Consider the following 12854-nt stretch of genomic DNA (forward strand, 5'->3'; position numbering starts at 1 on the left):
ATGATAACAAATGATCCGCAACGCTGACGACGGTGACATCACAAGATTAATGGAGATCCGCCTAACGGTCCGCGAAAATGTACTCGCGGACCCCAACAAGGTGACGCCCGACGACTATCGATGGTTTGTCCGCAATCCCGGGATCTTCGTTTGGGAAGAGGACGGCGGCATCCATGGATTTGCCGCCGCCGATACGCGTAACGGAAACATCTGGGCTCTGTTTGTGGACCAGGCATACTGTGGCCGCGGCGTTGGGAGAGCGTTGCTTAGCAGTGTTTGCTCCGTTTTGAGAACGGCCGGTTTCGAGAAGGCTTGGCTTACAACTGATCCCAATACGCGCGCCGAGCGGTTTCTATCGCAGGGCCGGCTGGCAGCATGTTGGCGAGCAAGACAACGAGCTGTTGTTCGAGTTCCCGCTTTAGCGTGGGAGCCAAGCGCAAGGTTCGCGTTTGTCGTTGTGATACCCCCAATTTCCCTCATTCCTGTGCTTGTCACAGGAATCCAGTGCGCCCATGTCCATGGGCGCGAGAGACCTCCTCATATCGGTATGAGTCATTCACCGCGCGGACGCGCGGTGGCTGGATTCCTGTGACGAGCACAGGAATGAGGGAGTGTGTGGAGACGGCGCGTTGCCAAATCAAGCTCGGCGCCAGCACGTAGCATCAACGTAGCGCGAGCGGCCCTCCCCCAGCCAATCTCCCCACCTGTGGGGAGATGCCCGGCAGGGCAGAGGGGGGCGAACTTGCTCGGAGCCCGAAAGCAGACTTGCTCAACCCTCAGCCAACCAACCCTCAAACCACCCGATCCGCAGGCTCCCGGCCCTCGAAGAACGCGGTGACATTATCCACCACCTTCATCCCCATCGCCGTCCGCGTTTCCTCCGTCGCGCTGCCGAGATGCGGCAGGAGCACGACGTTTTCCATCGCCTTCAGTTTCTCCGGCACCTGCGGCTCCGCCTCGTAGACATCGAGCCCGGCGCCACGGATCACGCCGGTCTGCAGCGCCGCAATCAGCGCCGCCTCGTCGACGACATCGCCGCGCGCCGTGTTGATCAGGAACGCGCCCTTCCTCATCGCCGCAAAGCGCGCCGCATTCATCAGGTGCCGGTTTTCGGCCCCACCCGGGCAATGCAGCGAGACGAAATCGGCGGCGCCGAGCACGTCCTCGACGGTCGCAAGCTGACGGGCGCCGTAGCGGGCGGCTTCGGCTTCATCGACCTTCGAGCGATTGTAGAAGACGACATCCATGCCGAAGCCGAAATGGCAGCGCTGGGCGAAGGCCTTGCCGATGCGGCCGAAGCCGATGATGCCGACGGTCTTGCCCGAGACCTTGGTGCCGATCATATGCGTCGGGCACCAGCCCTTCCATTCGTCGGCACGGATCTGGCGCTCGCCCTCTCCGCCGCGCCGCGCGACGGCAAGCAGCAGCAACATGGCGATATCGGCGGTGCAGTCCGTCAGCACGCCCGGCGTATTCGTCACGGCAATGCCCTTCGCCTTGGCGGCGGCGACGTCGATGTGATTGTAGCCGACGCCGAAATTGCCGAGAATTTTTGCGCGCGGACTGCCCTCGAAGACGGATGCCGGCAGCTTGTCAGAGACGGTCGGCAGCACCGCGTCGTAATCGGCGAGCGCCTGGCGCAGCTGATCGGCGGTCATCGGCACGTCGGCTTCGTTGAGGGTCACGTCGAAACGCTCGGCAAGAGCGGCTTCGGCGGCGGCAGGCCAGCGGCGGGTGACGAGAATGCGCGGTCGGGACATCGAAATTTCCGTTTCTGAATTCTGGCAGGGCGTGAAAGCTAGCCCATCGCATCAGGATTGAAAACGTCACTCCGGCGCAGAACCGTCGCCAAAAACAAAGAAGCCCGGTCGAAACCGGGCTTCCTCTAAACGGTCGGAACCGTGCAAGCGATGCTTACTTCGCGGCCTGCGGGAAGTAGCTGTACTTGCCGTCCGGGCCCTTCTTCCATTCGTACATGATGTAGCCCGGGAGCTTCGGGTCGCCCTTTTCATCGAAGGACATGTCGCCGAGAACGGTCGGGAACGGACCCTTTTCCTTCATGGCCTTGGCAACGGCTTCCGGATCGTTAGAACCAGCGGCCTTTGCAGCGCCTGCGATCGACTGCATCGCAGCGTAGGAATAGAGGGTGTAAGCTTCCGGGTTGAAGCCGGCAGCCTTGAACTTCTCGACGAGGTCCTTGTTGGCCGGGTTCAGCGTCGGATCCGGGCCGAAGGTGTTCAGCGTGCCTTCGACAGCGTCGCCAGCGATCGAAGCCAGTTCGTTCGAAACGATACCGTCACCCGATACGAGCGTTGCCTTCAGGCCCTGGTCCTTTGCCTGGCGGATGATGAGACCCGCTTCGGTGTGCAGACCACCCCAATAGATGATCGAAACGCCGGCTTCCTTCATCTTGGCGATGAGGGCCGAGAAGTCCTTGTCGCCGACGTTGATGCCTTCGTAGACGGCTTCGGTGATACCAGCGGCATTCATAGCCTTCTTGGTTTCGTCAGCGAGACCCTGGCCGTAAGGCGTCTTGTCGTGAACGACAGCGATCTTGGCGTCCTTGAAGTGGTCGGCAAGATACTTGCCGGCAATCGCGCCCTGCTGGTCGTCACGGCCGCAAGTACGGAACGTGTTCCAGAGACCACGCTCGGTGAACTGCGGGTTGGTCGCAGCCGGGGTGATTTCGAGGATGCCGTTTTCAGCGTAGACTTCAGAAGCCGGGATGGAGACGCCCGAGTTGAAGTGACCGACGACAAACTTGACGCCGTCAGCAACGAACTTGTTGGCGACCGAGATGCCCTGCTTCGGGTCGGAGACGTCGTCGCCGAGCTCGACCTTGATCTGCTCGCCGTTGATGCCGCCAGCAGCGTTGATGTCAGCAGCTGCCTGTTCGGCACCCTTCTGAAGCTGTGCACCGAACGCAGCGTTCGGGCCGGTCAGCGGACCACCAACACCAACCAGCAGGTCAGCGCGAGCGGCGTTGCTGAAAGCAACCATCGCCGTCAGAGCCACTGCCGACAGAAGATACTTCTTCATGTTTTTACTCCCAATTTTTGGGCGGGTTCCGGTCCAAACCCAAGCGCACTACCCACCAATAACTGCGCCGGGGAAAGCTGTTCCTCTCTGGGGGCATGAACCGGCTGCTTTACGCTTTGCCGGCCTGGGCCATGCCCTTCGATTTTTTATCAGTGGCGGATTTCCGTTTGCTTCCGGGCACCGCCGCTGAGGCAATTCATGCCTAGTTTCAACGGGCTGTCAATGTTTGTTCTTCCACGAAAACGCGGAAGTTTTTTCGTACAGCCAGTAATAGTTGTTGACCATCTGATTGGTGCGGCGGAAGCGGAAGCCGGCCGTCGAGAAGACGAGCAGCAGCACGAAATCGATGATGTAGTAGAAGCCGCTCAGCATCGGGCCGTTGAACAGCGCGTGATGCAGGAACTGCATCACCCAGGCGAGCAGGAAGGTATAGGCGACCACCAGCGGGTAATCGCTCCAGCCCTCGGCTGCGGCCTTGCCGGCGCGCCATGCGGTCCAGAAACCGATGAGCATGACCAGCGCGCGGATGACGGTTCTGACGCCCATGTCCGGTTCGAAGAAAAGTCCCTGCATATCAAAGTCTCCCTTCTGCCCGGATCAATGCCGTCCGCCTTCGAGATAGGCGGCACGGACTTCGGGATTGGCGAGAAGTTCCTTGCCGGAACCGCTCATCGTCACCTTGCCGTTCACCATCACGTAGGCGCGATGCGAAAGCTTGAGGGCAGCAAATGCGTTCTGCTCGACGAGGAAGACGGTCAGGCCTTCGGTTTCGTTGAGCTTCTTGATCGCCTCGAAGATGCCCTTGACGATCAGCGGCGCGAGGCCGAGCGACGGCTCGTCGAGAAGCAGCAGCTTCGGACGCGCCATCAGCGCGCGGCCGATCGACAGCATCTGCTGTTCGCCGCCCGAAAGCGTGCCGCCGCGCTGCGTCTGGCGTTCCTTGAGCCGCGGGAACATCACGAAGATCTTTTCCAGATCCTCGTGGAAGTATTTGAGGTTATCGAGGCCGGCGCCCATCTGCAGATTTTCCAGCACGGTCATGCGCGGGAAAATACGGCGTCCTTCCGGAGACTGGGCAATACGCAGACGCGCGATTTCGTGCGTCGGCATCTTGGTGATGTCGCGGCCGTCGAAGGTGATCGAGCCGGTGCGCGCCTGCGGGCTGCCGCAGATCGTCATCATCAGCGTCGACTTGCCGGCGCCATTGGCGCCGATCAGGCTGACGATCTCACCCTTGTTGACTTCGACATCGATGCCGGCGAGTGCGCGGATATTGCCGTAATAGGTCTCGACGCCCTGAACCTTGAGAAGCTGTTCCCCGGCCATCAGTGTGCGCCCCCTTCTACGGTCGCGATGACCTCTTCAACTTCTTCGTCTTCGACACCGAGATAGGCCGCGATGACCTTCGGGTCGTTCTTCACGTGTTCGGGCGTGCCGTCGGAGATCTTCTGGCCATATTCGAGAACGACGACGTGGTCGGAAATCTCCATGACCACCGACATGTCGTGCTCGATGAGCAGGATCGACGTTCCGGTATCCGCGCGGATGCTGCGCAGCAGCTCGTTGAGTGCCAGCGATTCGCGCGGGTTGAGGCCGGCGGCCGGCTCGTCGAGGCAGAGCAGTTCCGGACCGGTGCACATCGCGCGGGCGATTTCCAGGCGGCGCTGGGCGCCGTAGGGCAGATCGCCGGCCGGGTCGTCGGCGCGATCGATCAGATCGGCCTTTTCCAGCCAGTAGCGGGCGAGATCGATGGAGGCTGCCGCTTCCTTCTTGTAGCCGCCGATGCCGAGCAGGCCGAGGATCGTGTAACCCGAGGCCTTCATCAGCTTGTTGTGCTGGGCGACGAGCAGGTTTTCCAGGACCGTCAGACCCGAGAACAGGCGAATGTTCTGGAAGGTACGGGCGACCTTGGCTTCCTTGGTGATGCGGAAGTCAGGCAGGCGCTCGAGCAGATACTGCTTTCCGCCCTTCTGGTTCATTGTGATCATGCCCATCGTCGGCTTGTAGAAGCCGGTGATGCAGTTGAACACGGTGGTCTTGCCTGCGCCGTTCGGGCCGATCAGCGCAGTGATATCGCCGCGCTTGGCTTCGAAGGAGAGATCGTTGATGGCCATCAGGCCGCCGAACTTCATCGACAGGTGCTCGACCTTGAGCAAGGTATCGTTGGACATCGTTTCTACAGGGCTCATCAGCCGTGGCCCTCCTTGGTGAAGCTTCCGGATACCGCCTTGCGCTCCTTGAGGAAGGCGGTCGGTTCACGCGAGCCGACGAAACCGCGCGGCTTGAACAGCATGACCACGACCATGGCCAGGCCGAAGAGCAGCATGCGGTACAGCTCAGGCGTGAAGTCGGGGCCGAAGACGACCTTGAGGAAGTCCATTTCGCGCAGCACTTCCGTGCCGCCGACCATGACGACGGCCGCAATGGCGATACCGGTCAGCGAACCCATGCCGCCGAGAACGACGATGGCGAGGATGACGGCCGATTCCAGGAAGACGAAGGATTCAGGCGAGACGAAGCCCTGGCGAGCGGCGAAGAACGAGCCGGCGAAACCGCCGAACATCGCGCCCGTCGCAAAAGCGGTGAGCTTGGTCGTGACTGTGTTGATACCGAGCGAGCGGCAGGCGATTTCGTCTTCGCGCAGAGCTTCCCAGGCGCGGCCGATCGGCATGCGGCGAAGCCGGATGGTGACGTAGGCCGTGATCAGGCAGAGCGCCAGGATCAGATAGAACAGGAAGATCTTGTAATAGGCGGACGACATCGGCAGGCCGAGCAGCTTGGCAAAGCCGCCGGCGGACGCATCGAACGGAATGCCGAACAGCGTTGCCTTCGGAATACCGGAGATACCAAAGGTACCCTTGGTCACGTCGGTCCAGTTGATGAGGACGAGACGGATGATTTCACCGAAGGCGAGCGTCACGATGGCGAGGTAGTCGCCGCGCAGACGCAGGACCGGGAAGCCGAGGATGATGCCCCAGAGAGCGGCGAAGATGCCCGAAAGCGGCAGCAGCACCCAGAAGGACAGGCCGAAATAGCTGGAGAGCAGCGCGTAGGAATAGGCGCCGACCGCGTAGAAGGCGACATAGCCGAGGTCGAGAAGACCGGCGAGACCGACGACGATGTTCAGACCCCAGGCCAGCATCACGTAGATGAGGATCTGGATACCGAAGTTGTCGACCCACTTCAGCGAGCCCTGTGCGCCGACCAGCGCATAGATCACCATCGGGTAGAGCAGCAGCGCCACCAGAGCGATCTTCAGGAAATGCGTGTGGAAGAAGCCCTTGTCCGTCGAGATATCGAGCTCGCCGTGCTTTGCCTTGGCAAGCTTGCGGCGGTTGATGTTCGGCTGCACGAAGACGACCATGATGAAGCGGCCGATGGCGGCGATTGCGACGAAGATCGCAAGCAGGCCCCAGCGCTGGACGATGATCAGTTCGTTATTGATGTTCTGCTGCGTGCCGAGACCGACATAGAGAACGAACAGGCCGAGCGAGACGAGACCGGTGAAGAAAGCTTCACGGATACCCTTCTGGACAAGCCCGGCCTCGGGCTTGCCTGCGGAAGTTTCGATGTTTGCCATGACGTTTATACCTTCTCGACTTCCGGCCGTCCGAGAATACCGGTCGGCTTGAAGATCAGGACGAAAGCCAGGATCGCGAAGGTCGCGACGTCCTTGTAGGCGATGGTGAAATATGCGGACCAGAGCGACTCGATGAGGCCAATCAGCAGACCACCGAAGACTGCACCCGGCAGCGAGCCGATACCGCCGAGAACGGCAGCCGTGAACGCCTTGACGCCAGGGGTGAAGCCATCCGTGAAGGACGCAACGCCATAATACATCAGGTACATCGTACCGGCGACGGCAGCGAGCGCGGCGCCCATGATGAAGGTGATGGAGATCGTCTGGTCGACATTGACGCCGAGAAGCGCCGCCATCTTGCGGTCCTGCTCGGTGGCGCGCTGGGCGCGGCCGAGCGCCGTACGGTTCACGAGATACCAGAAGGCAGCCAGGAGAACGACGGTGATGACGATGATGATGATCTGCTTCAGCGAGACCGAGATACCGCCGATATTATAGACCGAACTTACCAGCGGCGGGATCGGCTTGTTGCGCGGGCCCTGCGTCACCTGGATGAAGTTGGAAAGCGTGATCGACATGCCGATCGCGGTGATCAGCGGCGCCAGGCGGAACGAACCGCGCAGCGGACGGTATGCAACTCGCTCGATCGTCCAATTCCACAAACTCGTCATCAGCATCGCAACAACAAGCATCGCCAGCAGAAGAACTGCTACCGGAAGACCTGCAAAGATGGATGTGAGAACGAGAAAGACGATAAGAGCAGCGAAACCACCGAGCATGAAGACATCGCCATGGGCGAAATTGATCATGCCGACAATGCCGTAAACCATCGTATAGCCAATAGCGACGAGACCATAGATGGATCCAAGAGTCAGCCCATTGAAGAGCTGCTGGATAAAGTACTCCATATGTCATTTCCCCTGGATGCGAACCAACATGGCTGCATCTCTTTTTGGTTAGGGCTCCGCTTTTAAATCGGAACCTCGTAGCCGCATGCATAGCGCTTTCAGGGAAAATGTGAAGACAAAAAGGCTTTACTGAGTCAGATTCTTGCTCAACTGCGCTTAAATGGCGCGATACAAATCAAAATCCACACGAAAAAGGCATTATATGACAAAAATTTAGCCAAACCGCGCCTGTGGATTAACCATTGCGGCAATTCGGTGGCAGCCATCATTTCCGATTTGCGAATGCTATTCCACAAGACTGGAATTCGAAGCAAATTCTGACCAGCTAAAACGCGAGCCGGTGAAAACTATTCCAGGCCACCGCCCTTGACTGCGACGAGCAGGAAAAATGCAAAACTCTGGCCTCATCCCTATATTTGCGGCTATAGTTGCCGCTTCGCCGGGTTCGCTTCCCGGCCCCAAACCGCAAGAGCCGATGCTATCGACATTCGAAAATGCAGCCCTGGAAGCAGGACGGAAGATCATCGAGATATTCCGCGCCGGATGCACAGTCTCGACCAAGGCCGATGCCACGCCGGTGACGCTCGCCGATCATGAGGCCGAGATCATCATCCTGGCGCATCTGAGCCGCGACTTTCCCGACATTCCTGTCATCGCCGAGGAATCGGTTGCTGCCGGGCATGTTCCTGACATCGCCGGCCGCCCGTTCTTCCTTGTCGATCCGCTCGATGGCACGCGCGAGTTCGTCGACAAGCGCAAGGAATTCACGGTCAATATCGCCTATATCGAAAACGGCGTACCGCTGGCGGGCATCGTCTACGCCCCTGCCCTCGGGGTCGCTTTCGTCGGCGAATCGGGCAGCGCGGAAAAGCTGCATGTCGGCGACGACTTCACCGTTGACCGCCGCGAGAAGATCGCCGTGCGCGACGAGCCGGAGCATCGCCTGGCGCTCGCCAGCCGCTGCCACAACAGCCCGGCTACCGACAGCTTCCTGAAGAAGCACGCCATTTCCGAATGCACCAATATCGGTTCGTCGCTGAAATTCTGCCTGCTCGCCGAGGGCAAGGCCGATGTCTACCCGCGCTTTACCCGCACGATGGAGTGGGACACGGCCGCAGGTGACGCGGTGCTCAGGGCCGCGGGTGGCACGACGCTGACGCTGGACGGCGAGCCTCTCGGCTACGGCAAGCCCGGCGATCCGGATTTCGTCAATCCGGATTTCATCTCCTGGGGCAGCCGCAAGCGGGCGCTGCAGCGCGCATAAGCAAGGCCGAAATGGCTTGGAGATCAGCGGCGAGCGAGCCTTGCCCTCCCCGCACATATGAGCGGATATAAGATCAGCGGCACCGCTATGGAGGCCGCATACATGTCCGACATGACAGTCAATCTCGCCCTTCCCTATATCCTGCCGTCGCAGGCCCAGAAGCACGTCACCCATAACGAAGCGCTGCAGCTGATCGACGCCGTGACCCAGTTGACGATATCAGCCGAAGCGTCCGCCGCGCCGGAAGACCCGGCCGAAGGCGCCTGCTATCTCGTCTCTGCTGGTGCAACCGGCACCTGGTCCGGTAAGGACGGCCGTCTCGCCTTCCGGCAGGACGGCGCCTGGATCTACATTCTGCCGCGCGATGGCTGGCGGGCCTATTTCGCCGCCGTATCGAGGCTCCGCATCTTCGCCGCCGGCGTCTGGAGCGATCTGGTGCCGCCGCCACCGGCAAGCCTGCCGCTTCTCGGCCTGAACGCCAGCGCCGACGCACAGAACCGGCTGGCCGTCGCCTCCCCCGCCAGCCTCTTCAATCATGAGGGCCACGGCCATCAGGTTAAGGTCAACAAGGCCTCCGCCGCCGAAACGGCCTCGTTGCTCTTCCAGTCCAACTGGTCGGGCCGCGCCGAGATGGGGCTTGCCGGAAATGATGAATTCGCAATCAAGGTCAGCGGTGACGGGTCTGCCTGGGAAACGGCGCTGGCGATCGCCGCAGGTGGCATCGTCAAGACCCCGGCCCGCCCGGTCGCTCGCGGTGCACTGGCGGCGGCGACCACGACGCCCGGCAACAACACCCGCACCGGCTTCAACGCGCTGCATGTGCAGCAGGGCGGTTTCTCGCTTGGCGCGGCCGTCCCCTCCGGCAGCGGCAACCGCCTGACGGTTCCGGCCTCGGGTCTCTACCTGCTGATTCTGTCGGTGAGCACCGTGACGAGCTCGGCGTATGGCGCGCGGCTGGAAGCCAATGGCAGCACCGCGCTTGCGGCGATCGCCGGCGCGGCGACCACCGTCGCATCAAGACAGACGGCCTTCGGCCTCGCCCAGCTTGCCGCCGGCGACTGGCTGTCGATCCTGCATACGGGAACGGCGCAATATAAGTTCGGCGCCGGAGAAACGGAGATCAGTGCGATCCTGCTCTGAAGATCAGAGCAGGCGGTAGCGGAGCGCACGGGCGACGGCCTGCATGCGATTGACCGAATCGAGCTTGCGCATCGCGCTCTTCAGATAACCGACGACGGTATGCGACGAGAGATCGAGAATGATGGCAATCTCGTCGCTGCTTTTTCCAGCCGCCGACCAGCGCAGACATTCGATTTCGCGCCGCGTCAGCGTTTCCGCCGGCCCTTCTTCACCGCGATTGGCGATGCTGAACCGGTCGAGCGCCTGCATCGCCGCGAAGAAAAGCGCCATCTGCTCTTCATATTCGAGCGCAGCGCGCGTTCCGGAGAATGCAAAGATGTACTGTTTTAGATCAGCGTCATGCAGCGAAAAGCCGAAAGTTGCCTGCAGGCCATGCATCTGGAAGACCGCGTTCAACCGGCGGTTTTCAATATTTGCAGCCGCGCCGCCAAAAGTTCCCGCATTGCAATAGACCGGGATGATCGTGTGCTTCAGCGCGTTAACCAGCTCGCTGCAGTAAAACATGTCGGCCTCTTCATAGAGGTTGACGAGCGTCTGCGGCCAGTTGCTGGCAATGCGGTTTTCGACAAAGGAGGTGGCGTCGCCGCGTGGGAAGGATGCAATAAGGAAGAAATCGAAGCCCGCTTCCTTGGTCATGCGCTCAAGGCTGCGCTTGAACTCGATCTTGAGATCGCCTTGGCGGGCGGTGGTAGAAAGCGAAAAAGCGTTATCGTCTGCGCAGTTACGCACTGCGCGCTCACGTCTCGTCATCTCTTATGTCCTCAACCGCGCGCGCCTGCCCAGCTCTCGCACCGGCAGGCCATCCACGGCGCCGGAAACAGCAAAAGAAAGCCGCGAAGCCCCGCGTCGGCGGGACGGGAGCTGCAAACACTATTCTTTGACTGATACTGCGAGAAGAACGGAGACGATGTCTTGCGCTCATTCTTAATGTTGCAGCGCTTATAAATCTTCCCGCGAAATATAGATATTATTTATTACGCATGGGAGCCATGCAGCCGGCTCAAATTGACGTAACGGAAGTTCGTCCCGGGGTGGGTAGCTCCGGCACTTAAAGTTGTTATCAAAGTCTTACGATCAGTTTAGGCAATTTTTAAATGTGACGGGCTAGAGTGCCATCTGTGGTCTTGAGTTGTGTAGAGAGTCCCAATGACCGAAATGATACGACCCCGAGTAAAATATGTCATCGGCCCCGATGGCAGCCCGCTTACGATTGCGGACCTTCCCCCGCCGAATACCCGGCGCTGGGTGATCCGTCGCAAGGCTGAGGTTGTCGCGGCAGTTCGCGGTGGCCTGTTGAGCTTGGAAGAAGCGTGCGAGCGTTACACGCTCACCGTTGAAGAATTCCTGTCCTGGCAGTCGTCGATCAGCAGCCACGGCCTTGCCGGCCTGCGCACGACGCGTATCCAGCAGTACCGCCACTAATCGCCGCAAGGCAACGACATTACTTCGGGCCGGACGCATTCTCGCTGAGAGAATGAAGAAGGCCCGAAATTATTGTCGACGCGGCGTAGCACCAGAGGCCTGGCTGGGTGAAAGCATCCGCAAGCCCCGTCGTCTTTGCCGCCGCAATCACGACCGCCACCAATAAAACGTCCATCATTGACCACTTGGACAGGTGAGGTACGGCGTGACGATAAAACCAGCTGCCGGTTCCGCCGCCGGCCGCTGTCGCCTCAACGGCGAGACTGACAATCTTGCAGACCGGCAGAATGATCGACACGAGAACGACGATCGCCGCAAGCAATGAATCGCCGCCGCTCCACAGCGAAGCGATGATCCCGATCAGCGACGGCGTCTCGTCGAAAAAGTAAAGCGTCTCGAAGCGGATCAGCGGCAGCACCAGCCCAAGCGCCAGAAAGAACGGTGCCGCAACCAGAAGCACCGGTTTGATCCAGGCCAGTTTCGCCATCAATCCCTCTCCCCCGTCAATCCGATGAACACTGCGTCGCCACCTGCCCCGGCTTGTGAGCCCCTGCCCGCCATGCCACGTTCGGGCAGCGCAACTCTTTCGGAGGACAATAGAATGAATATCCGCAACGAAGAAAATGCCTCGGGCGGCCGTTATGTCGCTGAAGTCGAAGGGCACGAGGCCGAAATGAGCTATTCCCGCACCTCGCCGAAGCTCGTCATCATCGACCACACCGGCGTTCCCGATGCCCTGCGGCAAGGGCGTCGGCCAGGCACTCGCCCTGCACGCCGTCGAGGAAGCCCGCAAGGGCGGCTGGAAGATCTTCGCGCTCTGCCCTTTCTTCAAGGCACAGTCCCAGCGTCATGAGGAATGGCGCGATGTCGTGAACTGAGGGACTAGAAAACACCAAAAGCCACGTATGACGGACTGAGGCCCATCATACGTGGCTTTTTCTTCGGCGATTCCCCAGGATGCCGGTGACGGCATCCATCGCCAGCTTGATTACGCCCGTGCGCGAATTGCGCCGTCACGCTCCTCGAGGGCGGCTGCGCGGGCATATTCTGCCTGCATCTCCTCGAGCGCCTGTTCCAGAGCTTCTTCCTGCATCTTCAGTTCCTTGATCGAAACCTGAAGATTGTCGGCGCGCTGACGAGCGGCCTTGGCGAAGGTCGGGTAGGCGAAGTGATTCGGATCGGAAATGCCGGACTTCTTCTCTTCGACGACGATCTGGCTTTCCAGATCCTTCGTCATCCGTTCGAATTCCGACATCATCATCTGCAACTGCTGCAGCTGACGTCGTTTTTCGTTCACCTGAAACTCCTTCAGGCGAACTAGGCTCTCACGCGACTTCATACGCATTACTCCAGTGATGCGAGACCCCGGCTCTACTAAATTGCCCCTTGCGCACCGCTTTGAGACGGTCTGCCCAAAAAATTTCCGTCGGTATTAACAAAAACCTACCGCTGGTAACCTTTCGTTTACGGGCATCGTTAATGATAGGCCCGATGATTTAAG

Annotated in this window: 14 protein-coding genes and 1 pseudogene; 5 read left to right on the top strand and 10 right to left on the bottom strand. The window is 60.1% G+C overall.

Going from position 1 to position 12854, the window contains the following annotated elements; translation table 11 throughout:
• The first annotated feature begins 49 nt into the window (after positions 1-49).
• Complete coding sequence (locus ABIE40_RS14680; RefSeq protein ID WP_354541080.1) at positions 50-592, top strand: GNAT family N-acetyltransferase; 543 nt, start codon at positions 50-52, stop codon at positions 590-592.
• Positions 593-791: 199 nt separating this feature from the next.
• On the opposite strand, the gene ABIE40_RS14685 is transcribed toward ABIE40_RS14680, so the two are convergent.
• From ABIE40_RS14685 to ABIE40_RS14715, 7 genes are all read right to left on the bottom strand, one after another.
• Entirely contained in the window at positions 792-1760 is a 969-nt protein-coding gene (locus tag ABIE40_RS14685) for a 2-hydroxyacid dehydrogenase (RefSeq protein WP_199627666.1), read from the bottom strand.
• Between the two features lie 154 nt (positions 1761-1914).
• Positions 1915-3039 (bottom strand): branched-chain amino acid ABC transporter substrate-binding protein, encoded by a 1125-nt coding sequence (locus ABIE40_RS14690; RefSeq protein ID WP_112711427.1) that lies wholly within the window; start codon positions 3037-3039, stop codon positions 1915-1917.
• Between the two features lie 219 nt (positions 3040-3258).
• A complete protein-coding gene (locus ABIE40_RS14695) occupies positions 3259-3612 on the bottom strand; it encodes a DUF6867 family protein (protein WP_199627668.1) in 354 nt (117 codons plus the stop codon).
• 24 nt (positions 3613-3636) lie between these two features.
• The gene (locus ABIE40_RS14700) at positions 3637-4365 is read right to left on the bottom strand and encodes an ABC transporter ATP-binding protein (protein ID WP_075856526.1); all 729 of its coding nucleotides are present in this window, start codon (positions 4363-4365) and stop codon (positions 3637-3639) included.
• Positions 4365-5228, bottom strand: a complete 864-nt coding sequence (locus tag ABIE40_RS14705) for an ABC transporter ATP-binding protein (RefSeq protein WP_199627670.1) — start codon at positions 5226-5228, stop codon at positions 4365-4367. The genes ABIE40_RS14700 and ABIE40_RS14705 overlap by 1 nt, the downstream gene beginning before the upstream one ends.
• Positions 5228-6619, bottom strand: coding sequence for a high-affinity branched-chain amino acid ABC transporter permease LivM (gene livM / locus ABIE40_RS14710; protein ID WP_112711430.1), 1392 nt, complete (start codon positions 6617-6619; stop codon positions 5228-5230). The genes ABIE40_RS14705 and livM overlap by 1 nt, the downstream gene beginning before the upstream one ends.
• Positions 6620-6624: 5 nt before the next feature.
• Complete coding sequence (locus ABIE40_RS14715; RefSeq protein ID WP_075856523.1) at positions 6625-7527, bottom strand: branched-chain amino acid ABC transporter permease; 903 nt, start codon at positions 7525-7527, stop codon at positions 6625-6627.
• Positions 7528-8002: 475 nt separating this feature from the next.
• Between ABIE40_RS14715 and cysQ the strand changes: the two genes are divergently transcribed.
• A complete protein-coding gene (cysQ, locus tag ABIE40_RS14720) occupies positions 8003-8791 on the top strand; it encodes a 3'(2'),5'-bisphosphate nucleotidase CysQ (RefSeq protein WP_199627672.1) in 789 nt (262 codons plus the stop codon).
• A gap of 102 nt (positions 8792-8893) precedes the next feature.
• Positions 8894-9931 carry a DUF2793 domain-containing protein gene (locus ABIE40_RS14725; RefSeq protein ID WP_199627674.1) on the top strand — a complete coding sequence of 346 codons (1038 nt, stop codon included), beginning with the start codon at positions 8894-8896 and terminating at the stop codon, positions 9929-9931.
• A gap of 3 nt (positions 9932-9934) precedes the next feature.
• On the opposite strand, the gene ABIE40_RS14730 is transcribed toward ABIE40_RS14725, so the two are convergent.
• A complete protein-coding gene (locus ABIE40_RS14730) occupies positions 9935-10681 on the bottom strand; it encodes a LuxR C-terminal-related transcriptional regulator (RefSeq protein WP_130283983.1) in 747 nt (248 codons plus the stop codon).
• A gap of 396 nt (positions 10682-11077) precedes the next feature.
• Here ABIE40_RS14730 and sciP point away from each other — a divergent pair, with 396 nt between their 5' ends.
• The gene (gene sciP / locus ABIE40_RS14735; RefSeq protein WP_034476390.1) at positions 11078-11353 is read left to right on the top strand and encodes a CtrA inhibitor SciP; all 276 of its coding nucleotides are present in this window, start codon (positions 11078-11080) and stop codon (positions 11351-11353) included.
• A 19-nt stretch (positions 11354-11372) separates the two neighbouring features.
• Here the strand turns inward: sciP and ABIE40_RS14740 are convergent, their stop codons facing one another.
• Positions 11373-11840: a paraquat-inducible protein A gene (locus ABIE40_RS14740; protein WP_199627676.1), complete on the bottom strand. Its 468-nt coding sequence runs from the start codon at positions 11838-11840 to the stop codon at positions 11373-11375.
• Between the two features lie 114 nt (positions 11841-11954).
• Between ABIE40_RS14740 and ABIE40_RS14745 the strand changes: the two are divergent.
• A pseudogene (locus tag ABIE40_RS14745) lies at positions 11955-12231 on the top strand (GNAT family N-acetyltransferase).
• Positions 12232-12341: 110 nt separating this feature from the next.
• Here the strand turns inward: ABIE40_RS14745 and ABIE40_RS14750 are convergent.
• Positions 12342-12692: a flagellar export protein FliJ gene (locus ABIE40_RS14750; RefSeq protein ID WP_112390402.1), complete on the bottom strand. Its 351-nt coding sequence runs from the start codon at positions 12690-12692 to the stop codon at positions 12342-12344.
• Positions 12693-12854: the final 162 nt, after the last annotated feature.

The organism is Rhizobium sp. OAE497 (genome assembly GCF_040546565.1).
GTDB lineage: Bacteria > Pseudomonadota > Alphaproteobacteria > Rhizobiales > Rhizobiaceae > Rhizobium.

What these genes read in the sequence shown, in the direction of transcription:
- ABIE40_RS14715 (WP_075856523.1), bottom strand. Translation starts at nt 7,527, where the DNA reads ATGGAGTACTTTATCCAGCAGCTCTTCAATGGGCTGACTCTTGGATCC.
- livM (WP_112711430.1), bottom strand. Translation starts at nt 6,619, where the DNA reads ATGGCAAACATCGAAACTTCCGCAGGCAAGCCCGAGGCCGGGCTTGTC.
- ABIE40_RS14705 (WP_199627670.1), bottom strand. Translation starts at nt 5,228, where the DNA reads ATGAGCCCTGTAGAAACGATGTCCAACGATACCTTGCTCAAGGTCGAG.
- ABIE40_RS14700 (WP_075856526.1), bottom strand. Translation starts at nt 4,365, where the DNA reads ATGGCCGGGGAACAGCTTCTCAAGGTTCAGGGCGTCGAGACCTATTAC.
- ABIE40_RS14680 (WP_354541080.1), top strand. Translation starts at nt 50, where the DNA reads ATGGAGATCCGCCTAACGGTCCGCGAAAATGTACTCGCGGACCCCAAC.
- ABIE40_RS14740 (WP_199627676.1), bottom strand. Translation starts at nt 11,840, where the DNA reads ATGGCGAAACTGGCCTGGATCAAACCGGTGCTTCTGGTTGCGGCACCG.
- cysQ (WP_199627672.1), top strand. Translation starts at nt 8,003, where the DNA reads ATGCTATCGACATTCGAAAATGCAGCCCTGGAAGCAGGACGGAAGATC.
- ABIE40_RS14750 (WP_112390402.1), bottom strand. Translation starts at nt 12,692, where the DNA reads ATGAAGTCGCGTGAGAGCCTAGTTCGCCTGAAGGAGTTTCAGGTGAAC.
- ABIE40_RS14725 (WP_199627674.1), top strand. Translation starts at nt 8,894, where the DNA reads ATGTCCGACATGACAGTCAATCTCGCCCTTCCCTATATCCTGCCGTCG.
- ABIE40_RS14690 (WP_112711427.1), bottom strand. Translation starts at nt 3,039, where the DNA reads ATGAAGAAGTATCTTCTGTCGGCAGTGGCTCTGACGGCGATGGTTGCT.
- ABIE40_RS14730 (WP_130283983.1), bottom strand. Translation starts at nt 10,681, where the DNA reads ATGACGAGACGTGAGCGCGCAGTGCGTAACTGCGCAGACGATAACGCT.
- ABIE40_RS14695 (WP_199627668.1), bottom strand. Translation starts at nt 3,612, where the DNA reads ATGCAGGGACTTTTCTTCGAACCGGACATGGGCGTCAGAACCGTCATC.
- sciP (WP_034476390.1), top strand. Translation starts at nt 11,078, where the DNA reads ATGACCGAAATGATACGACCCCGAGTAAAATATGTCATCGGCCCCGAT.
- ABIE40_RS14685 (WP_199627666.1), bottom strand. Translation starts at nt 1,760, where the DNA reads ATGTCCCGACCGCGCATTCTCGTCACCCGCCGCTGGCCTGCCGCCGCC.